The sequence below is a fragment of the uncultured Thiothrix sp. genome, from assembly GCF_937876535.1.
Taxonomy (GTDB): domain Bacteria; phylum Pseudomonadota; class Gammaproteobacteria; order Thiotrichales; family Thiotrichaceae; genus Thiolinea.
In genome coordinates this window covers 24,174-42,328 of the sequence record NZ_CALFHZ010000025.1, presented here as the reverse complement: position 1 = coordinate 42,328, position 18,155 = coordinate 24,174, and the positions used below count along the sequence as shown (strand labels likewise).

Genomic DNA, 18,155 nt, shown 5'->3' with positions numbered 1-18,155 from the left:
TAGCGTTTATAAGAATAAAAATATTATGACAGTACCTAAAATTAGAATGCCTAACGCCGCTAATAAATAAAAAAATAGGTTGTGTTCACTAGGCTGATTTTTCTGAACGTTTGGTTTATTAGCAACGGGCTGTTTTTGAGGGAGTGATTCAAGCTGGGGTGCAGTGTTGGGTTCAGTCCAAACTGCTTGTGTCTCAAGCTTAGCAAGCCGAGCCGGGCGATTTTTTAAAAGCTGATGTAAACCCAAATAATCAGTCATTAGCTCAAAAACATTCTGTCCTTGTAAGGGCGGAATAATATCTTGTAGTTTGCCTCCCTCGGGCAAAATCGGCACAAATTTAGTTTGTTTAGCATAGGCATTATAAAGTGCTTCAGTTATCACTAAGCCACCAAATTCTTCCGTGTCAGCGGTAATCAGTTTATTTGCTTGATAGCGCTCTAAATAATGCGGCGTACAAATTACCAGAACGAAATCTGCTTCGGTTAGCTCTGCTTCCAACCAGGTACGCCAGCCTTCTTCGGGTGCTTCGTCTAAATAAAAATCTAGAACGCAGTTAAAGCCATCTTCCAGCAAGCGTTCAGCGAGTTCGAGTACGAATTGCAAATGCTGTTCAGAATCATGGCTATAGCTAATGAACAAGCGCGTGCGGTTGAGCATAGGAAGCTCCCTTGGAGTGAATGTTCTTTTAATTATAGTGTTTTTAGCCTTGGTTCTATAGTTTCTAAAGTTTTTGAGGAACTCACTTAGTGTTTATAGGGTCATTATTAAAAAGGGAGCATGTCTTATGATTAATCTAAGGAAAATAAGCTTACAGGTTTCATTCATGGCCTTAACCCTCAGTCTAAGTGCCTGTAATGAGCAAACAACCCAAGCTACTCAAACTGGGCAAGCCTCAACTCTAGCGCAAACCTTGGAAGAAGAGGATCGCCAAGCTGCACTCTATGATCAAGCAGATAGCTTGTGGTATCTGGAAAATGAGCGTGCCAAACGTTTAGCAGAAGGTGCAGCAGCTCCAGAAAGCATTATTCAAAGTTCTCCACAGTCTAAGCGCGAAGTGGGTGATTACAGTTTTACTCAACCTCCTGTACCACCCGTGAGTAAGCCGGGGCAGCTCTTAAATTTACCCGACCCTGGTACAACACCGCGTTTTACCGTGACGGGTTTGCAGTGGCCAGCCAATGTGGGTGATTTGAGTATTTCCATGTGGGCCAAAGATAAAATGGCGGCGTTTAGCCTGACGATTGATGACAATCATGTGCAGGATCATGCCTTTTGGTATGAAATGTCTGAGCAGTATGGCTGGAAATGGACTTGGTTTTTAATTGCTAATCAAATTGGTTGGAGTTCCGCCGATCATTGGGGACACTGGCAAAAGGCTTTAGATCAAGGCCATGATGTTCAATCACACGGACAAACGCATTTGTGTGATGCGCTCTTCTATACTTTCCGTGAGTATCGTCAATCCCAAGTAGAAATTGAACGTAGTTTAGCGAATGCTAAAGTGCGCAGTTTAGCTTATCCGTTTGGCATTAATACTGATAAGCGTGGTTCACCTTGTGAGCCGTTAACTAGTGAGCGCACTAAAAATAGTCGGGCGGAAGCCGCTAAATATTTCTTAGCAGCGCGTGATGTGTACGGAGCTTTAAGTAGTCCGGCTAAAATTGATTATTTAAAAGTTCCTTCTGTAAGTTCATCGCGTAACTTTTTAAATCCGCAAGCCCCTTGGGCTTATTTTGATTCAGTATTTAATCCCACTAGCGCTAATTATCGCACTTGGTATGTGGTGCATTACCATAATGTCCCAAATGACACTGCAAAGAATGAAGTACGCCAGGTCTTAGCGCATTTGCAGGCAGTGGAAGATAAAGTTTGGATAGCCCCCTTCACGCAAGTGGCACAGTATGGGCAAGAATTTGCCACGGCTCAATTGACTAATGTGCAGCGTACAGCGAATAGTGTAAGTTTCCAACTCAAGGATCAAATGAATGATACGTGGTTTGATCAGCCCTTAACGGTCAAACTGCGTTTGCCGGATGCTTGGAGTGGTAATCTGAGCGTACAACAAAACTCTGTTAGTCGGTCTGTTCGCACGGTGGTCAATCAAGATAAGACTTATGCCTTATTTGAAGTAATTCCCGATCGCGGCTTGGTGACGGTGACTTATTGAAAAATCACCAAAGCGTATTTGAGTGCTAAACTTGTTGAAGAGGCGGCTTGGCCGCTGAGTGTCTAATCTAACGATATAAGGAAGGATTCTTAATGAAACTACGTCAAACCCTACGCACGGTTGCTTTAGCATCGGTAATGGCTTTAGCAGGAGTAGTATCGGCTCAGGCGGCTACTCAGTTCATGCAAGTGGTAAACGTCAGCAGCAATGATGCCTTGAATATGCGCGCCAGCCCTGATTCAAATAGTGATGTCATTGGCAGTATTCCGCATAATGGGCAAACGGTCGTTGCTACAGGCAATAAGCAAGGCAACTGGATTGAGGTCAGTTGGGCGGGGCAAAGTGGTTGGGTGAATCAGCGTTTCTTAAAACCAGCTGCACAGCAAACCGTCTCAAATCGGGCTAACCGGCAAACTCGCCAGCAACGCGTGCCCCGCCAGACCCGCCCGAATACCCGAAATCTTAGTGTTAGCCATACACACCCAGCTAATGAGTGCACCCGCTCTATTACGCATAGCCATCCTAATGGTGGTGTGATGCATAATCACCATTATTCCTGCCAGCCAGGGATGAACACCAGCCATGTTAAGCCAAAGTTTGCCCCGAAATACCAGCAAATGGATGTGCAACTGCAATACTAATAAGTAAGACCGATACCGCTTCTTGTGATCGTTTAAGAAGCGGTTTTACAGAGCTTAATAGCCCTTTTGAAAATCAATCAGATAGTCTAAAGTTTGCCCTTGTTGAAAACGTTGGTAGTTGTGTACAAAGATTTTTACCACGTCTATTGGAAATGAAACCGCAGCTTGGTGAGGGGTGAGATAGACATTATCTAAAGACCACAAAGGATCAGTTGCTGCTAAAGGCTCTTCCGCAAATACATCCAAAACGGCAGCTCGCAATTGTTTAGCCTTTAAACTTTGCGTCAAGGCTACTTGATCAACAACGCTACCACGCCCGACATTAATTAAGACTGTTTCAGGTTTTAACTGTGCTAAGGCAGCCGCATTAAACAGATGGTAGGTGCGTGCTGTGGCGGGTAAGGTAATTACTAAATAATCTAAATCCCGCAAAAATGTTGCTAGTTCTGGCAGTGTATAAAGCTCATCTACCTTTGGTACTACAGCACTGCTAGTCTTTAAGCCTTTCACATACATCGAAAAATGCTTAGCGGTACTGGCGAGATGTTGGCCAATATCACCTAAACCAGCAATCCCAATTTTTACGCCCGCTAAACTTCTATAAGGAAAGGGCTGCCAAACTTGCTGAATTTGCTGTTGATGAGCACGTAGTAGGCCGCGTTCCAAAGCCAAGATGTAAGCAAACACATATTCACTCATCAAAGGGCCAAATACGCCTTTGAGGTTGGTTAGCAAATAATCACTACGTAATTCTGGCTGGCATAAAGCATTCACCCCTGCAAAAGTCGATTGTACCCAAGTCAGTTTGGGCAAGCGTTCGAGGAGGGGAGCTAATAAGGGCGGATCACCTATGACTAGATTAATCTCACTCATATTGTCGGGCAAAGATTCAGCACTGGAGGCTAGATGAATTTGCAGATTAAGAGCATAGGGCGCGAGTAGTGGCTGATAGGCAGCTGCTTCGGGGCTTAAAATGAGTAACTGGTTCATCTTCAAGCCTTATCTTTGAATTTAATGATCGGCACTTTAATCTGCCAATAAATAGCAGCTATTCTTAAACTAAAAATTACCACCATGCCTGTGATCATCGCTGCTGTCTCGGGAATATAGCTACGCACCAAGGTATAAGCGACCACCCCAATAATGGCTGCTAGTGCATACATTTCACCTCGCATGACGAAAGGGGTCGTCGGAGTGAGGACATCACGAATCATACCGCCTGCTATTCCGGTGATCACGCCCATAATGACTGCAACTGGCTCAATCAAATGATAACTCAAAGCTTTTTGCGCACCCAAAATAGCAAACAGGGCTAAACCAGCAGCATCTGCAATATCAATCAGATAAAGTTTAGGTGGAGGTGTGTAAAAACGGAAGATAATAATTGAGAGGATAGTGGTGGGGATAATAATCTGAAGGTAGCTTGGGTCAACTGCCCAAAACACAGGAGTAGCCCCAATCAATAGATCACGTAAGGTACCCCCGCCCACTGAGCCAACAAAGGCTAGGACGAGAGCACCAAAGAAATCCATCTGATGACGCGCTGCTTGCAGCACTCCACTGAAGGCTAAGGTAACAGTCGCAATGACCGTTAAAATTTGCTGGAAGAGGTCTAGATTCATGCGCTGTATTCTACGCGAAAATCTAGTTAAGCTGCAGATTTGGCAGCGAGATCAATTCTGAAGCTTAAGCAGCCCGTGGCAACTGATAGCTATCATTCGCCGCTGTTTGCTTGAACTGGACTAATACAGCACCAGTAGTAGGTTGTTGTAAACCCGTTTCCAGAATGCGCCAAGGATAAGCTCTCACGCCTTGTGCTAATAACTCGCGGGAAATACCAATATCATCTAATTGGCTGTCATTGAGTTTGCTTAAATTGCGTAAGGTTCGATTTTTCAGGAAGTTTTCGATCATACTGCTGTAGATCATAGCTAAGGCTTTCATTTTATTTCTCTAGGTGTAATGTATTTGTGAGTTTTACTCATTAATTTATGCGAGAAATTCTAGAGAAAATGCTGCAATGCAACAAGCTACTTTTTTTCATCCGCTGGCTTAGGAATTTTGACCTGAATGGTTAATTAGTAGTTCATAAAAGCGCGGCCGTCATTGGTTAAAGCTGTTAGAAAGCTTATGCTACTGCGTTTAAACTAAGGACAGTTGGCATGCAAGATTATAATAAAGGCATTGCCTTAATGATTTTCACCACTTTTATTTTTGCGATTCAAGACACGACTACCAAAGTGCTTGGCACCAGTATGCCGGTGCTACAGTTTTTGGGTATTCGTTATTTAGTCTTTTTTGCTTTTGCCGTCTGGTGGACGACCCGTAGGCGTTCTTTACGTGAAGTAGTCACAGTCAATAATGTGCCTTTGCAATTATTACGTGGTGTGCTGTTAGGTTTCGAAAGCTTACTCTTCGCTTGGGCACTCACGCATATTGGCGTGGGGCAAATGCATAGTATTTTTGCCTGTTTTCCGTTGATGGTGACGGCTTTATCTCCTTTATTTTTAGGTGAGAAGGTTGGTTTGATTCGCTGGTTTGGAATTTTTATTGGTTTCATTGGCACGTTGGTGATTATCGCCCCAGGTACGGTGTCTTTTACGCTCTATAGCTGGGTAGCTGTCGCTTGTGCGGTAATGTTTGCGATCTATAGTTTACTAACCCGCTATGTCGCTAGCACCGATAGTGCCGAATCCTCCCTGTTTTATACCGGCTTGATGGCTGCAACTGTTACTGCCCCGTTTTTACCCTTCGTTTGGGAACCCATTACATTCAATCAGGGATTAAAAGTGGCAGCGCTTTGTCTTCTTGGTATTTTAAGCCATTATTCAATGATTCAGGCTTTAAAATATACGCCTGCGGTGGTGCTACAGCCGTTTAATTATTTTGTTTTACCTTGGGTGCTGCTCTTTGGCTTTTTAGTATTTGGAGAAGTGGCCTCCTTCAGTCAGCTTTTAGGCGTGTGTTTAGTAGTCGGCAGCGGCTTATTTATCGTCTATTATCAGCGCCGTTTAAAAGTTTAAAGGACAGAGTATGCACGTGAATATTCGTAAAGCGGTGTTAGCGGATGCGGCAGTGATTGCCGAGTTTAATCAAAAGATGGCTTTAGAAACCGAACACAAAGAACTCATTCCAAAGTTAATTTTGGCGGGTGTGAACAGTTTGCTGACTAATCCCGCTTATGGCTTTTATTTAGTGGCTGAGCTTGAAGGTCGAGTCGTCGGTTCTTTAATGATTACTACCGAATGGAGCGATTGGCGAAATGGCGTATTTTGGTGGATACAAAGCGTCTATATACAGGTGGAAGCGCGTCGCCAAGGAATTTATCGCAAACTATATGCAGCGGTTAAAGCTTTAGCTGCTGAACAGGGTAATGTCTGTGGTTTCCGTTTATACGTCGAAAAAGATAACCAACAGGCTCAATACACTTATCGTGAACTAGGAATGCAGATGACAGATTATCTAATCTATGAAGAAATGCAGGCTGGGATTCGTTACTTAAAAGAGCAGACGGCTTAAGGTCTGCTCGGCTTGCGGTTTTTAAGCGCGTGCTTAAACTGTTGTTGGTTTGATGGTGATGCGTTGTGCAAAATTCGCCATCACAACCCCATAGACTGGTATAAACAGCAATAAGTTCACCACTACCTTAATGGCATAATCGACGGATGCAATTTCTGGCCAATTAGCTGCCATGAAGGCATCGCTGCTTTGATAGAAAGCAACACTAAAGAAAATCACTGTATCTAAAAAACCGCCAATCACATTCGAAGCAGTCGGCGCAATCCACCATTGTGGCAAGCTCCGTAAGCGGCTAAACACATACACATCTAAGAGTTGGCCGAAGGTATAAGCTAAGAAACTCGCGAAAGCAATGCGAGCTACAAAGCTATCAAATTGTCCTAAGGCGGCTAAACCACCTGTTTGTATCACTGAAAACAGATAAGAAATCAGTAAAGCAGGTAGCATGGCTGTATAGATGATTTTGCGTGCCAAACTTGAGCCAAAAATCCGTACCGTTAAATCAGTAGCCAGAAAAATAAAAGGAAAAGTGATCGCACCCCAAGTGGTGTGAACGCTAAAGATTTCAACGGGGATTTGTACAAGGTAGTTGCTGAGCGCAATGATGAATAAGTGAAAAGAAACTAGCACTAACCAAGTGACTCGCAAGGGAGTCGGAGTTAATAAACTCATATTGTGACCTTTTTGTCGTTGGGGGCGAGGGAACCCAAGTTAATCAAATGCAAAAGCGGCGCGATTATACGCTGAGTTTTTCAAGGAACTCAATGAAATTGCTTGAAAGCCTGAGCTGCCCTGTTAGCAAAGCAACTCATGGCCAAGATATACACTTAAGAGGCTAAACCTTCTGCTTTTAAAGCAGCATGTACGCCAGGGCGCTCAGCCATGCGTTGTTGGAAAGCGGTTAAATGTGGCCAAGCCGCTAAATCTAATTTACTCACCCGTAACCAGCGCGTTACGGTGAATAAGTAGCCATCTGCGACCGAGAAATTTTCACCAAGCAAATAGTTTTTATCAGCTAAATGTTGGTTCACATAAGCATAACGCGCTTCTAAATTCGCTTTAGCTACTGCTTGCCAATCGTCACTGCCATGATGGAAGAAGGGTACAAAGGATTTATGTAGTTCAGTACCGATATAAGTCAGCCAAGCTTGTAATTCATACCGTGCCATCGTGCCATTCGCAGGTGCTAAGTTTTTTTCCGGCACTTGATCCGCAATGTATTGCACAATTGCGGGTCCTTCGGTCAGGAGTTCACCAGAGTCTAGTAATAAAGCGGGCACATAGCCTTTAGGGTTGATCTCGGGGAAGTTCACACCCGCTTCGGTGAGTTTAGTTTTTAAATTCACTTTCTCGACTTCAAAAGCTAAGCCTGATTCTTGTAAAGCGATATGTGGGGATAAAGAACACGCACCAGGGGAAATAAACAGTTTCAAAGTGGCCTCCTAAATAATGAATACTGGAGGTAAACCATAAGCCAAGTAACGGTAGATTGCTAATTGTCTTTAGTTTGCTGAGTTTGAGTTTGAGTTTGAGTTTGAGTGCGATGCTGTTGTCCCCAATATACTCCTGCCAAAATCAGACACACACCCAGCAATTGCATGCCTAAAGAAATTAAGAAGCTACTATGATTGCTAATCACCACGCCCACCAGCATCTGCCCACTAATCACCAACAAAGCGGTTTTTGTGATGCCCAAGCGTGGAATTATATAGCTATTAATTGCCACGAAGAACGTCCCAAGTACCCCACCTAAATAAACATACCAAGGCGCTTGAGTGACTTGATCCCAGACAAAACCACTGATCAATAATAAAACTAGGGTGAGAAAAGCGAAGCCGACGATATGATTCCAGTAAGAAGCTTTAAACGCTCCCAAAGACAGACCCACTTGTCCATTAGCCGCGCGGTTGAGGCTAATCAAGAGTCCAGATAATAAGGCTAAACAGATTCCTAGCAACATGCTTAAACCCGAAAGAAAATAATGAGTAAACTGCCACTCACAATCAGCAGAGTGCTAATAAGGTCGTGACGTGTGAGTGAACGTTGCGGCAGGCCTAACCAGCCAAATTGATCTGCTAATAGACTGAAGCTAATTTGTCCCACCAGACTTAAAGCAATCGTGCCTGCTAAACCGAGCGGGCTATTCACCGCCATTGTGGCTGTGACAACTACCATTGCGCCTGCAAGACCACCTGCATAAGCCCAAGTCGGTACTGGTTTAGCGCTTTGAGGAGGTGGAAACCAACGGGCTAAGCTGAAAAGAAAAATAATTGAAACTAAGGTTCCAACCGCATGCGCAGCCCATGAGGCAAAAAGGGGAGTGCTGGCTTTAGCTAATTGGCTATTGAAGCTAATCATCGCCACCAAGAGCGCGCCTGCGGTTAAGCCTAGTAATACATCAGCAGAACGTGGCATGAGAGCTTCCTAATAAAAACAAGCTGTAGAGTACTAAGATTTAACTCGAAGTGGATAGCTTAATTTTTGTATTAAAGAGTATCCAAGCGCCTAAGAGAGCAGCAAAACCTGCAGCATACAGTAAAGCCGCACCCAAACTCCAAGCAAACCCAGCACAAACAACTAAGGCAAGTAAAATGGCAGCTCGAAATTTAGGTTCGACTAAGCGCCAAGCCGCCAGCATGGATGCGGTATACACTAAGATAAACACACCATTTGCCCAGAGGATTAAAACTTCAAAGTTTTCACCTAAGCGATAGGTCAGAATTAAGCCTAAGCTTGCAACCACTAATACAATTGCTAAAGCCATACTAGGTACACGATGCTCATTTAAAGGCTGCAAAGCTTTTGGCAAGATACCATCTTGACTTAAAGACCAAGCCAAGCGGGCGAAGCTTGCCATATAGACATTGACGGTTGCTAAACCACTGGCCACACCTAACAGACCAATCACCCAAGACCCACTCTCACTATGCAATAAGTTTGTATAAGCCCCCACCATGGCCAGCGGGGCTTCGGCATCGAGTGCACTAATCAAAGTACAACTCACATAAATACAACCCACTAATACCGTACCGCCCAAAACCGCTGGTACGAAATCCTTTTTGGGTTGTTTGAATTCAGCTGATAAATGTGTGACCGCTTCAACTCCTACAAAACTCCATAAAGCTAAACTCATCGCTTGCAAAACACCGCTACCTGTACCTTTAGGTAGCTCTGTTTTAGGCGAGGGTGTTTGCCAAATAAAGGCAAACACTAAGCTCACCAGAACTGCGACAATCGCCAAAGTTAAACCTAATTGCATCCGCCCGGATAATTGCATGCCACGCCAATTTAAGACGAATAATAAAGCGAAAGCCAAAAGCTGTCCGAGCAATGCTTGTAAAGGGGTGAGAGTAATGAGTGGCTTTAGAAATTCAAAGGTAATCATCAAAGCTGCAGGTGCACCGACTGGCACGATGCATAAAAATAATAGACCAATCAGTTGCCCTGAGGTCTTACCAAATGCCTGCTGGACAAAAAACGCTGGGCCAGCAGCACTGGGAAAATGTTTGCCCAATTCTGCAAAGACTAAAGCTAAAGGTAAAATTGCGAGTGTTAGTAGTAACCACGCCCACGTTGCCCAACTACCGGCTAGTGTTAAAGTCAATTGCGGTAAGATAAAAACACCTGTGCCTAATAAGGTAGTAGTCACTAAGCCTATCCCTTGCCAGCGTGTAATCGTCGGATTTAAGCTTGTCATCCCGATAGCCTTCTAGAAAAAAAGCTAGTTTAAGTGAGTTCTAGCTTACAGACTGTCGGCTCTCACCGTGGTTTCGGGCTTTTTATAGCCTTAAGTGTGCATGAATGATCGTCTTTTAATTTTTAAAGTGTGCCTACATGGATGATTTTGACCAAAAGATTTTGCAAGCTTTACAACACAATGCGCGTCAGAGCGTTTCTAATATTGCTACACAAGTAAATTTGTCACGTTCAGCCGTATCAGAGCGCATTAAACGCTTAGAGGAAAGCGGTACCATTCAAGGCTATCAGGTCATCTTACGCCCGCCTGAGCAGCAACAAATTCATGTTTGGTTTGAAGTGCGCCACACAGGGTTTTGTGTGGGCATTGTTGAGCAAGTCATGGCACTCGCAGGTGTAAGGGAGTGCTATGGAATTAGTGGCGATTTAGATATGTTGATCAAGGCGGAGGCGGGTTCTTTAGCTAAAGTTGAACAATTACGCGAAAAAATTGATGTAATTCCTGCAGTGAAGCAAGTGATCACCCATATTGTATTACGCGAGTGGAAAACTTAATTATTTCAGTAGTTTTTTCAAACTCACCGCTGGGTCGATCAATAAACTAGGTTCAATCACCGCACCCTTACCAATTAGCATTTCCGCCATGCGAATATCTTTCGCTACTGCAGTCGAAATGCCAATTCCGGCAGCAGCTACAAGCTTGCCATCAGGATCAAATTCAAATTCAATAAATGAATTCTCACTCAAAGGACGTACCACGCGCTGATTGTCTGGTGAGGCTAAACCTGTGACTTGCAAGCCTAGTTCATATTGATCTGACCAGAACCAAGGTATAGCCGTATGGGGCGTTTGGGCACCGAGTAAATTGCTTGCGGCGAGATTGCCTTGCTGTTGAGCATTGCGCCAAGTTTCTAAGCGCATGATTTGGCCGGTGGCAGCGTGCGGAAAAGCACAACAATCACCTGCTGCATAAATATGCGGGTCAGAGGTTTGTAAATGTGCATTCACTACGATACCGTTTTTGACTTCAAGTCCAGCTTGTTCAGCTAATTGCGTATTAGGGACTGCACCAATGCCTACCACCACCAGTTCAGCAGTAATCTGTGCGCCACTACTTAGGACAAAATTAATCTGCTTAGCATCTTGGCTCACACGCTGAATGGCTGCATTACAGATAATCGTCACACCCGCCGCTTGATGACGCTTTACAATCACTTCAGCAATACTCGCAGGAACTGCACGCCGCAATACACGACTGTCTGCTTCCAGCACAGTGACGTCCACACCTAAATGACGCGCACTTGCTGCCAGCTCCAAGCCAATTAAACCGCCGCCAATAATTACCACATGCTTAATGGTCTGGAGGGCAGTACGAATTTTTTCTGCGTCGCCCACAGTGCGTAAATAGCTGCAATCAATGCCGATTTGGGTAAACAGCGGTAAACTGCGGGGGCTAGAACCTGTGGTGAGTAGCAATTTGCTATACGGAATGGTTTTAGTGTTGCCATTTGCCATAGTCACTTGCTGTTCTGTGCGATTAATGGCAGTAACTTTATGCCCAAGTTGTAAGCTAATTTTAGCTGCGTCGAATTGAGTAGCTGAGGCGATATATTTAGGGGTAGGTGAAGGCTCAAGCATGGCTTGTTTGGAGAGTGGAGGGCGCTCGTAGGGGAGATGCTGTTCTTCACTAATTAAGATCACTTCCCCCGCAAAACCTTGTTCACGTAAGGCAAACGCTGCGCGTGTACCACATTCACCCGCCCCAACGATCACAATGGACTCGCTCATCTCTCCTCTCCTCGTTAAGCCTTACAGTTGAATATAGACTGTAGCGTTTTCTACTTTCACTGGATAGGTTTTTAAATTCACGCAGACGGGTGCCCCTAAAGCTGCGCCGGTTTTATAGTTAAAACGCCCATTGTGCTTGGGGCATTCAATAATATCATTCATCACCAAACCATCGGCGAGATGGATTTTCTCATGGGTGCACAAGCCGTCAGTGGCGAAATACTTATCCTCGGGGCTACGATAAATCGCAAAGGTTTGTCCGCCATGATCAAAGCGCACTACATCCTCTTCATCAATCTCATCTGCCGCACATACTTCAATCCAGTTACTCATAATGGCTCCTTCGGTTTAGGCGTTGGCTAAGTGCTTGCTATTAATAGTCGGCTCAGCACTAGAGGGCAAGTTGCGGTGCACAAAATAACTTGGGTCACTGAGCTGGCGTTTTAAAGCCGGAATGATTTCTTGATAAGCTGTAAGCATATTCGGATAGGGCGCTGGGCTATCCTTTTTCATCGCTTCATGCAATTCCGGTAACCGATGATAAGGCACCATCGGGAACATATGATGCTCAAGGTGATAATTCATATTCCAGTAAATAAACTGGCTGATTGGATTCATATAGCAAGTACGGCTATTTAGGCGATGATCGAGGGTATCTTCCGCCAAACCCGCATGTTGAATTAGCCCTGTTAAAATATGATGCCAAGCACCGTAAATGCGTGGCAGACCAATCAACACTAATGGCAACCAAGAACCAAAAATGATGCTGGCCACAATTGTCACTGCATAAATTGCTGTCCAAATGCGTGCCACTTGATACACCTTTGGCCATTCGCTTTCAGGAATATAATCTTTATCTTCGGCGCGCATTTGCCCAGTGGCATTAATCAACATGGTTTTCAGTGCGTTATACACATCCACTACGCCAAAGATATTCAAGAGCATCACGGGAATATTGGGTGGGCGCTTAGCAGAAATCTCAATATCACGCCCAACAATTATGGTGTCGGTATGATGGCGCGAGTGACTCCATTTCCAAGTTACCGGGTTACGCATCATCATAAAGCAAGCGATTTGGTAGACTACATCATTTTTCCAAGGGGTTTTAAAAGCGGTGCCATGACTGCATTCATGCCAACGACTATCGCCACCTGAACCATATAATACGCCGTAAGCTAAGAAAAAAGGCACAGCCCACCAGCTACCCCAAAATGCAATGCCAAGACCGGCAAACAAAACCATTAGACCCAACCACAGAGCCGTATCGCGAGTGGCAGGGCCGTCCGAGCGCTGCATTAACTCTTTCATTTGTTTGCGCGGAATATCGGTTTTATACCAAGTGGCATTCGCCAAACCGCGTTCAACAGCGCGGGCATTTTCAGGTCCGGTGAGGGAATAATCGCGTCCTTGAACAGACATTACAGCCTCCTAAAAGCTCTTAATGTGAGTTATGATCTAACCATTCGTTAAATGCCTGGGCAAGTTCCGAGTTAGACGCTACTTTGTGTTCGGTTGCGGGATAAATGCCTTGAGCAACATCGGTAGCAAATTGCTTATAGACTTCGATACGCTCTTGCTGGAGTTGCGCGAGTTTGGTAGCAAAATTGGCATAAATCTTCGCGTGGCGTGGAATATGTCCAGTGTTAGAACCTAAGACATCTTCCGAAAATAAATACTGTGCATGTGCACCACTACCAGCACCCATGCCTAATAAAAATAAAGAGCTGCGTTGTTTGACGGCTTCAGCAATTGCTTCTGGCACGACTTCAATTTCAGCAGCAAAAGCGCCCGCATCTTGCAAGGCTACAATGTCTTCCCAAATCTTTTTCGCACTATCTAAAGTCTTGCCAACGGCTTTAAAGCCACCTGTCCAAGTTGCTTTGGAGGGGATTAAGCCAACATGACCACAGACTGGAATACCTTCTTCGGCAAGACGACGCACAGTTTGAGTCCGCGCTGAACAATACACTGCATCACCACCCACTTTTAAGGCGCGAAAACCTGCCGCTAAACACTGTTCTTCGGTTTGATAGCGTCCATAACTAATGCTTGGGAAAGTGAAGATAGTCGGAGCAACATGGCGTAGGCCGTTTTCGAGCTGCTCAATTTCAATCGAAATGAGATCAATCCCTGCTGCTTGGGCGGCGGCCGCTTCTTCATTGGTTTCTGTGCGTAACATCGAGAAAGTACGCACCCCACGTAGAGCTAATAAGTCAGCCACAGTCAGGCGTGATGGTTGTTGCATGATCTCCTCCAATTTGAGTCTGCAGTTCAACTGCATGGGAGCACTATCTATCAAAGCGAATAGTTAATGCAAGTGCTTGCAGTATTTCATTGCATTTCCTATCATTGAACTTATGAAAAAATGATACGAAGGTGTCAAAGTCATGGCAAAGCGGATAACAATTGCTGATGTAGCAAGGGCAGCGGGTGTGAGTGTAGCAACAGTCGATCGTGTGATGAATAAACGTCATGCGGTGCGCGATGTGACTGCTAAACGTGTCTATGAGGCTGCAACTAGCATTGGCTATCATGCCGCCAATGTGATCGGTGCGCGTTTACAACATGACTTGCCTTTGTATCGTGTCGGCATTCTCTTGCAGCGTCCACACCAAACTTTCTATCAAGCCTTAGCCCGCACCCTAGAGCAACAAGCGCAATTACAAACCCAATGCCGCTTAATTGTTGATATTGAGTTCCTCGACTCCCAAGTACCTTCGCAAGTTGCTCTGCGCTTACGTGCGCTTGGCCAGCGCGTACAAGCAGTAGCGATTGCTACCATCGATCATGCCAGTATTACCGCAGTGGTCGAGGAATTACGCTTGCGGGGAGTACCTGTTTTTAGTTTGCTTTCAGATATGGCCTATGGCTCACGGGCGGGTTATGTAGGGGTGGATAATCGTAAAGCAGGGCGTTTAGCGGCTTGGTTGATTAGCAAAATGACTAAGAAAACCAGCGGCAAAGTAGCCTTATTTGTGGGTAGCCATCGCTTTTTAGGGCATGAAATGCGCGAACTAGGGTTTCGCACTTATTTCCGCGAACATGCACCAGAATTTGAGGTGATTGATACCCTTTTAAACCTCGAAGAACTCACTCTCACCCATGAAGCTACTTTGGATTTGCTGGCTTATTATCCTGATTTAGTGGGCTTTTATGTTGCAGGTGGCGGCATGGAGGGCGCGATCACAGCCTTGCGTGAGGAAAAGAAAAGCGGACAATTGATTGTGGTATGTAATGAGTTGACTGTCGATTCACGTGATGCACTGCTGGATGAAACCATCACGATGGTGATTTCTACGCCCTTGGTTGATTTGGCGCAAACTTTATTCACACAAATGGTGAGTGCTCTAGAAGGGCAAGTACCTTCAAGTCAAAGTTTATTAGCCTTCGAGATTTATACTTCAGAAAATCTCTAATTGCAATTTTTCACATCATTTTCGCTATATAAGACTTGCAAAAATTGCGAGTAAATGAGGGTGGGTGTATTGACCCTTGAGCCGGAAAACGTGCTAAATCTCCAGCATCAACTAATGAGGAGAGAGTTTATGAGCGCCGCTCAACCACAGTTTTCTTTAAATCACATGACCACCCCGAATTTATCCGTGCAAGACTTTTTTGCCCTCAGCAAAAGTCTGGGGATTGATGCGGTCGAAATTCGTAATGACCTGCGCAATAACGCAATTATTGATGGCACACCCGCTGAGCAAGTGAAGCAACTGGCGCAAGAAGCGGGTGTGAAAATCGTGTCAATCAATGCACTGCAACGCTTCAATGAGTGGACACCTGAGCGTCAGCAAGAAGCGATTGAATTAGCCGATTATGCACAAGCTTGCGGCTCTGAAGCCTTAGTCTTAGTGCCAGTGAATGACGGTTCAGGTAAAGCCGATGGTCAACGCGAAGCTAATTTACGCACGGCTTTAGGCGCTTTAAAACCAATTTTGGCGTCGCGTGGTTTGATTGGTTTAGTTGAACCTTTGGGTTTTGAAATTTGTTCACAGCGCTCCAAAAAAGAAGTCGTCGATGCGATCAAAGCTGTGGATGGTTTGAATACCTTCCGCATGGTGCATGATACTTTCCATCATCACTTGGCTGGAGAAGGGCAGTTTTTCCCCGAATTAACCGGCCTAGTGCATATTTCTGGCGTGGCGGATCAGGGGGTGCCAGTGTCTGAAATGCGTGACCCGCACCGTGTCTTCGTGGATAGCAATGACAAATTAGGCAATATTGAGCAGATTAACACCCTGTTAAAACAAGGATATAAAGGCTATTTCTCGTTTGAATTATTCTCAGGGGAAGTCCACAAACTATCGAATCCTGCCGAAGCGATTCAAACTAGTATAGATTATATTCGTCAGGGTTTGAGTCGGTCATTGATTTAGCTAAACAAAATAAAAAATAATTAGATAAAGTGAAAGAGGTAAGGCTTCTTTCACTAAAGATCAAGAATAATTTATTATTCTTACATTTTATGTTATGTTAAAAAAATTTCACCGGCACGATGATCCTCTCTCAACTTCTTTATTTACTGCTTCTAAGGTAATGGCATTCGCTTGGTACTTAAAATCCAGCGGAATCGTCTTTGTCTCTGCCGTCATCTTCAAAAATAGCTTAATTGCTTGAGCTGGACTGATCCCATAACTCTTAAACACCTCAAACGCTTCATTCTTTAAATCTTCATCTAACCGAATATTGTAAGAAACACTCATCATTTACACCTGCTTTTAATAAAACTCATCGTCCCTAAAGTGTAGTTACACTGCATACACATTGAAATACAATTTAAAAGCTCCCCGAATCCCTCCCGAGTTGCGACGACGTTAGGAAGAGCAGCGAAGGGCGGCGGAATTGATTCGTGTGCCTGTGTCTCTATTACCGCTAATTCATATACCTTAATTGCCATTAAAAAAGGGCAGGGGCTTGCCTTGGTCAAGTCACCGGTGTTTTGTCCTTAGTAGGCTTTCCAGAAAACGACGTTTAACAGCTCGTGGTCGTGAACTGCTTAAAAAAATTAAAAAAAGGAATCAGCGCCAGCGCCAATTCTTTTAGTGCTGCTGGCCCAGCGTTTTTTGTCTAGCAGACGTTTATTAAAGCTTCTGGGCAACTGATAGGAAACCTTTCTAACTTGCTGAATAAGCAGTCTTTCATACATATATATTTTGTTATGTAAAATTATTAAGCAATTCAAAACCACCAATAAAAACCGAACAACTCCCCCAAACTAACAAAAGGGGAGTCCGCAAATGAATAATTATAACCGGCGTTTGCATCAGTACTAGTTTGCGCTCTAGCTCTTGCTTGAGAGAATAAACTTTAAGGCTTGAGCCTCTCTTAGCTCACGGATTAACTGACGATCAAAGAAAATAGCTCTGATCTCATCACGATGATAATGATTACCAGTGGGGTCTAAAAGAAAGTCACCGTCGACTATCCAGCCATCATGCAAGTGCTCCTGTCAAAGATAGGAGTTTAGGTAATTTAAGTTTATGTATTATTTTACATAATATGCATTATGCGTATATTAAAGTTACCTAAAGAATGGCAGAGCTGGTACTTCTGGGAATACTATTTAGTCGACCCAGATGGTAATCGTTATTCTGTGGAAATGGTGCGTTCTTCCCTCTTTACTTTGCAACTGAGCCATGAATTAAGAGGTAGTACCTTACAGATTCACAGCCTTAAGCAAGAGCTGAAGCAACGGATTGAAAACTTAAAACAGTTCCAAGAAATTACCGTGACCTGGGGCAAGTCATCCCACTAAAAGCATACCGCTAAGATTTAGAACTGTGGCAGACACAGGCAGCTCTCCCCCTTTTGCTTTTGTAAGTTTTATTTGGGGGTTCTTCAGTTCTTTGGTATAGATTATTTTTTATAAATTTTACATAACATAAATTATAAGAATAATTTTAACTGGTAAAACTAGAATTACACTTACTGATCAGACCTAGGTACAATGAGTTGTAAATATCCACGAGAGGTTATAACAATGGACGTACTAGAACGTATTGATGACGCAGTAAAAAACAACCCGATCATTATCTTTATGAAAGGCACTCCACAAATGCCTCAGTGCGGTTTTTCTAGCCGTGCTTCACAGGCTTTGATGCAGTGTGGTGAAGAATTTGCTTATGTAAACGTTTTAAGTGATCCTGAAATTTTTCAAAATTTGCCTCGTTATGCAGACTGGCCAACGTTTCCGCAAATCTATATAGGTGGTGATCTAATAGGTGGTTGCGATATTACTTTGGAAATGTTTCAAAGTGGCGAATTACAGGAAGCTATCAAAAAAGCTGTTTCAGGTAAAAAACCTACTTAACTTTTACCTTAGGCAGGGTATTCCTACCCTG

Annotated in this window: 23 protein-coding genes; 9 read left to right on the top strand and 14 right to left on the bottom strand. The window is 44.1% G+C overall.

Features of this window, described 5'->3' with window-relative positions:
- Positions 1 to 6: 6 nt before the first annotated feature.
- Positions 7 to 657 carry a toll/interleukin-1 receptor domain-containing protein gene (locus tag Q0230_RS18570; protein WP_298612956.1) on the bottom strand — a complete coding sequence of 217 codons (651 nt, stop codon included), beginning with the start codon at positions 655 to 657 and terminating at the stop codon, positions 7 to 9.
- A gap of 166 nt (positions 658 to 823) precedes the next feature.
- Here Q0230_RS18570 and Q0230_RS18565 point away from each other — a divergent pair, with 166 nt between their 5' ends.
- Positions 824 to 2,167: a polysaccharide deacetylase family protein gene (locus tag Q0230_RS18565; protein WP_298612953.1), complete on the top strand. Its 1,344-nt coding sequence runs from the start codon at positions 824 to 826 to the stop codon at positions 2,165 to 2,167.
- 92 nt (positions 2,168 to 2,259) lie between these two features.
- Positions 2,260 to 2,808 carry an SH3 domain-containing protein gene (locus Q0230_RS18560; protein ID WP_298612950.1) on the top strand — a complete coding sequence of 183 codons (549 nt, stop codon included), beginning with the start codon at positions 2,260 to 2,262 and terminating at the stop codon, positions 2,806 to 2,808.
- A 54-nt stretch (positions 2,809 to 2,862) separates the two neighbouring features.
- Here the strand turns inward: Q0230_RS18560 and Q0230_RS18555 are convergent, their stop codons facing one another.
- From Q0230_RS18555 to Q0230_RS18545, 3 genes are all read right to left on the bottom strand, one after another.
- Complete coding sequence (locus tag Q0230_RS18555; protein WP_298612947.1) at positions 2,863 to 3,798, bottom strand: D-2-hydroxyacid dehydrogenase; 936 nt, start codon at positions 3,796 to 3,798, stop codon at positions 2,863 to 2,865.
- Between the two features lie 2 nt (positions 3,799 to 3,800).
- On the bottom strand, positions 3,801 to 4,430 hold the full coding sequence (locus Q0230_RS18550; RefSeq protein WP_298612944.1) for a trimeric intracellular cation channel family protein: 630 nt from the start codon (positions 4,428 to 4,430) through the stop codon (positions 3,801 to 3,803).
- 64 nt (positions 4,431 to 4,494) lie between these two features.
- Positions 4,495 to 4,752, bottom strand: a complete 258-nt coding sequence (locus Q0230_RS18545) for a DUF1127 domain-containing protein (RefSeq protein ID WP_298612941.1) — start codon at positions 4,750 to 4,752, stop codon at positions 4,495 to 4,497.
- A 218-nt stretch (positions 4,753 to 4,970) separates the two neighbouring features.
- Here Q0230_RS18545 and Q0230_RS18540 point away from each other — a divergent pair, with 218 nt between their 5' ends.
- Both Q0230_RS18540 and Q0230_RS18535 read left to right on the top strand, forming a co-directional pair.
- The gene (locus Q0230_RS18540) at positions 4,971 to 5,831 is read left to right on the top strand and encodes a DMT family transporter (protein ID WP_298612937.1); all 861 of its coding nucleotides are present in this window, start codon (positions 4,971 to 4,973) and stop codon (positions 5,829 to 5,831) included.
- 10 nt (positions 5,832 to 5,841) lie between these two features.
- Complete coding sequence (locus tag Q0230_RS18535) at positions 5,842 to 6,327, top strand: GNAT family N-acetyltransferase (RefSeq protein WP_298612934.1); 486 nt, start codon at positions 5,842 to 5,844, stop codon at positions 6,325 to 6,327.
- A gap of 33 nt (positions 6,328 to 6,360) precedes the next feature.
- On the opposite strand, the gene Q0230_RS18530 is transcribed toward Q0230_RS18535, so the two are convergent.
- The 5 genes from Q0230_RS18530 to yjeH all read right to left on the bottom strand — a co-directional run bounded on the left by Q0230_RS18530 (position 6,361) and on the right by yjeH (position 10,024).
- Positions 6,361 to 6,999, bottom strand: coding sequence for a 7-cyano-7-deazaguanine/7-aminomethyl-7-deazaguanine transporter (locus tag Q0230_RS18530; RefSeq protein WP_298612931.1), 639 nt, complete (start codon positions 6,997 to 6,999; stop codon positions 6,361 to 6,363).
- A gap of 155 nt (positions 7,000 to 7,154) precedes the next feature.
- Positions 7,155 to 7,760: a glutathione transferase GstA gene (gstA, locus tag Q0230_RS18525; RefSeq protein ID WP_298612928.1), complete on the bottom strand. Its 606-nt coding sequence runs from the start codon at positions 7,758 to 7,760 to the stop codon at positions 7,155 to 7,157.
- Positions 7,761 to 7,819: 59 nt separating this feature from the next.
- The gene (locus Q0230_RS18520; protein WP_298612925.1) at positions 7,820 to 8,287 is read right to left on the bottom strand and encodes a DMT family transporter; all 468 of its coding nucleotides are present in this window, start codon (positions 8,285 to 8,287) and stop codon (positions 7,820 to 7,822) included.
- Positions 8,288 to 8,289: 2 nt separating this feature from the next.
- Positions 8,290 to 8,742 carry a DMT family transporter gene (locus Q0230_RS18515; protein ID WP_298612923.1) on the bottom strand — a complete coding sequence of 151 codons (453 nt, stop codon included), beginning with the start codon at positions 8,740 to 8,742 and terminating at the stop codon, positions 8,290 to 8,292.
- 40 nt (positions 8,743 to 8,782) lie between these two features.
- A complete protein-coding gene (yjeH, locus tag Q0230_RS18510; protein ID WP_298612920.1) occupies positions 8,783 to 10,024 on the bottom strand; it encodes an L-methionine/branched-chain amino acid transporter in 1,242 nt (413 codons plus the stop codon).
- A gap of 137 nt (positions 10,025 to 10,161) precedes the next feature.
- Between yjeH and Q0230_RS18505 the strand changes: the two genes are divergently transcribed.
- A complete protein-coding gene (locus tag Q0230_RS18505; protein ID WP_298612917.1) occupies positions 10,162 to 10,578 on the top strand; it encodes an Lrp/AsnC family transcriptional regulator in 417 nt (138 codons plus the stop codon).
- Here Q0230_RS18505 and Q0230_RS18500 read toward each other — a convergent pair whose 3' ends face one another.
- From Q0230_RS18500 to Q0230_RS18485, 4 genes are read right to left on the bottom strand one after another with little or no spacing between them, the layout of a single operon-like run.
- A complete protein-coding gene (locus Q0230_RS18500) occupies positions 10,579 to 11,811 on the bottom strand; it encodes an FAD-dependent oxidoreductase (protein WP_298612914.1) in 1,233 nt (410 codons plus the stop codon).
- A 21-nt stretch (positions 11,812 to 11,832) separates the two neighbouring features.
- On the bottom strand, positions 11,833 to 12,144 hold the full coding sequence (locus Q0230_RS18495; protein WP_298612911.1) for a MocE family 2Fe-2S type ferredoxin: 312 nt from the start codon (positions 12,142 to 12,144) through the stop codon (positions 11,833 to 11,835).
- A gap of 15 nt (positions 12,145 to 12,159) precedes the next feature.
- On the bottom strand, positions 12,160 to 13,230 hold the full coding sequence (locus tag Q0230_RS18490; RefSeq protein ID WP_298612907.1) for a fatty acid desaturase family protein: 1,071 nt from the start codon (positions 13,228 to 13,230) through the stop codon (positions 12,160 to 12,162).
- A gap of 19 nt (positions 13,231 to 13,249) precedes the next feature.
- Complete coding sequence (locus Q0230_RS18485) at positions 13,250 to 14,056, bottom strand: 3-methyl-2-oxobutanoate hydroxymethyltransferase (protein WP_298612904.1); 807 nt, start codon at positions 14,054 to 14,056, stop codon at positions 13,250 to 13,252.
- Between the two features lie 142 nt (positions 14,057 to 14,198).
- Here Q0230_RS18485 and Q0230_RS18480 point away from each other — a divergent pair, with 142 nt between their 5' ends.
- Both Q0230_RS18480 and Q0230_RS18475 read left to right on the top strand, forming a co-directional pair.
- Entirely contained in the window at positions 14,199 to 15,227 is a 1,029-nt protein-coding gene (locus Q0230_RS18480) for a LacI family DNA-binding transcriptional regulator (RefSeq protein WP_298612900.1), read from the top strand.
- A gap of 129 nt (positions 15,228 to 15,356) precedes the next feature.
- The gene (locus Q0230_RS18475; RefSeq protein ID WP_298612896.1) at positions 15,357 to 16,190 is read left to right on the top strand and encodes a TIM barrel protein; all 834 of its coding nucleotides are present in this window, start codon (positions 15,357 to 15,359) and stop codon (positions 16,188 to 16,190) included.
- Positions 16,191 to 16,298: 108 nt separating this feature from the next.
- Here the strand turns inward: Q0230_RS18475 and Q0230_RS18470 are convergent, their stop codons facing one another.
- Positions 16,299 to 16,520, bottom strand: a complete 222-nt coding sequence (locus Q0230_RS18470) for a type II toxin-antitoxin system RelB/DinJ family antitoxin (protein WP_298612892.1) — start codon at positions 16,518 to 16,520, stop codon at positions 16,299 to 16,301.
- 800 nt (positions 16,521 to 17,320) lie between these two features.
- Here Q0230_RS18470 and Q0230_RS18465 point away from each other — a divergent pair.
- Positions 17,321 to 17,569, top strand: a complete 249-nt coding sequence (locus tag Q0230_RS18465) for a hypothetical protein (protein ID WP_298612889.1) — start codon at positions 17,321 to 17,323, stop codon at positions 17,567 to 17,569.
- Between the two features lie 225 nt (positions 17,570 to 17,794).
- Positions 17,795 to 18,124, top strand: a complete 330-nt coding sequence (gene grxD / locus Q0230_RS18460; protein ID WP_298612886.1) for a Grx4 family monothiol glutaredoxin — start codon at positions 17,795 to 17,797, stop codon at positions 18,122 to 18,124.
- Positions 18,125 to 18,155 lie beyond the last annotated feature (31 nt).

Coding starts and splice junctions, on each gene's coding strand:
- Q0230_RS18570 (WP_298612956.1), bottom strand. CDS start 657: ATGCTCAACCGCACGCGCTTGTTCATTAGCTATAGCCATGATTCTGAA.
- Q0230_RS18565 (WP_298612953.1), top strand. CDS start 824: ATGGCCTTAACCCTCAGTCTAAGTGCCTGTAATGAGCAAACAACCCAA.
- Q0230_RS18560 (WP_298612950.1), top strand. CDS start 2,260: ATGAAACTACGTCAAACCCTACGCACGGTTGCTTTAGCATCGGTAATG.
- Q0230_RS18555 (WP_298612947.1), bottom strand. CDS start 3,798: ATGAACCAGTTACTCATTTTAAGCCCCGAAGCAGCTGCCTATCAGCCA.
- Q0230_RS18550 (WP_298612944.1), bottom strand. CDS start 4,430: ATGAATCTAGACCTCTTCCAGCAAATTTTAACGGTCATTGCGACTGTT.
- Q0230_RS18545 (WP_298612941.1), bottom strand. CDS start 4,752: ATGAAAGCCTTAGCTATGATCTACAGCAGTATGATCGAAAACTTCCTG.
- Q0230_RS18540 (WP_298612937.1), top strand. CDS start 4,971: ATGCAAGATTATAATAAAGGCATTGCCTTAATGATTTTCACCACTTTT.
- Q0230_RS18535 (WP_298612934.1), top strand. CDS start 5,842: ATGCACGTGAATATTCGTAAAGCGGTGTTAGCGGATGCGGCAGTGATT.
- Q0230_RS18530 (WP_298612931.1), bottom strand. CDS start 6,999: ATGAGTTTATTAACTCCGACTCCCTTGCGAGTCACTTGGTTAGTGCTA.
- Q0230_RS18520 (WP_298612925.1), bottom strand. CDS start 8,287: ATGTTGCTAGGAATCTGTTTAGCCTTATTATCTGGACTCTTGATTAGC.
- Q0230_RS18515 (WP_298612923.1), bottom strand. CDS start 8,742: ATGCCACGTTCTGCTGATGTATTACTAGGCTTAACCGCAGGCGCGCTC.
- yjeH (WP_298612920.1), bottom strand. CDS start 10,024: ATGACAAGCTTAAATCCGACGATTACACGCTGGCAAGGGATAGGCTTA.
- Q0230_RS18505 (WP_298612917.1), top strand. CDS start 10,162: ATGGATGATTTTGACCAAAAGATTTTGCAAGCTTTACAACACAATGCG.
- Q0230_RS18500 (WP_298612914.1), bottom strand. CDS start 11,811: ATGAGCGAGTCCATTGTGATCGTTGGGGCGGGTGAATGTGGTACACGC.
- Q0230_RS18495 (WP_298612911.1), bottom strand. CDS start 12,144: ATGAGTAACTGGATTGAAGTATGTGCGGCAGATGAGATTGATGAAGAG.
- Q0230_RS18490 (WP_298612907.1), bottom strand. CDS start 13,230: ATGTCTGTTCAAGGACGCGATTATTCCCTCACCGGACCTGAAAATGCC.
- Q0230_RS18485 (WP_298612904.1), bottom strand. CDS start 14,056: ATGCAACAACCATCACGCCTGACTGTGGCTGACTTATTAGCTCTACGT.
- Q0230_RS18480 (WP_298612900.1), top strand. CDS start 14,199: ATGGCAAAGCGGATAACAATTGCTGATGTAGCAAGGGCAGCGGGTGTG.
- Q0230_RS18475 (WP_298612896.1), top strand. CDS start 15,357: ATGAGCGCCGCTCAACCACAGTTTTCTTTAAATCACATGACCACCCCG.
- Q0230_RS18470 (WP_298612892.1), bottom strand. CDS start 16,520: ATGATGAGTGTTTCTTACAATATTCGGTTAGATGAAGATTTAAAGAAT.
- Q0230_RS18465 (WP_298612889.1), top strand. CDS start 17,321: ATGCGTATATTAAAGTTACCTAAAGAATGGCAGAGCTGGTACTTCTGG.
- grxD (WP_298612886.1), top strand. CDS start 17,795: ATGGACGTACTAGAACGTATTGATGACGCAGTAAAAAACAACCCGATC.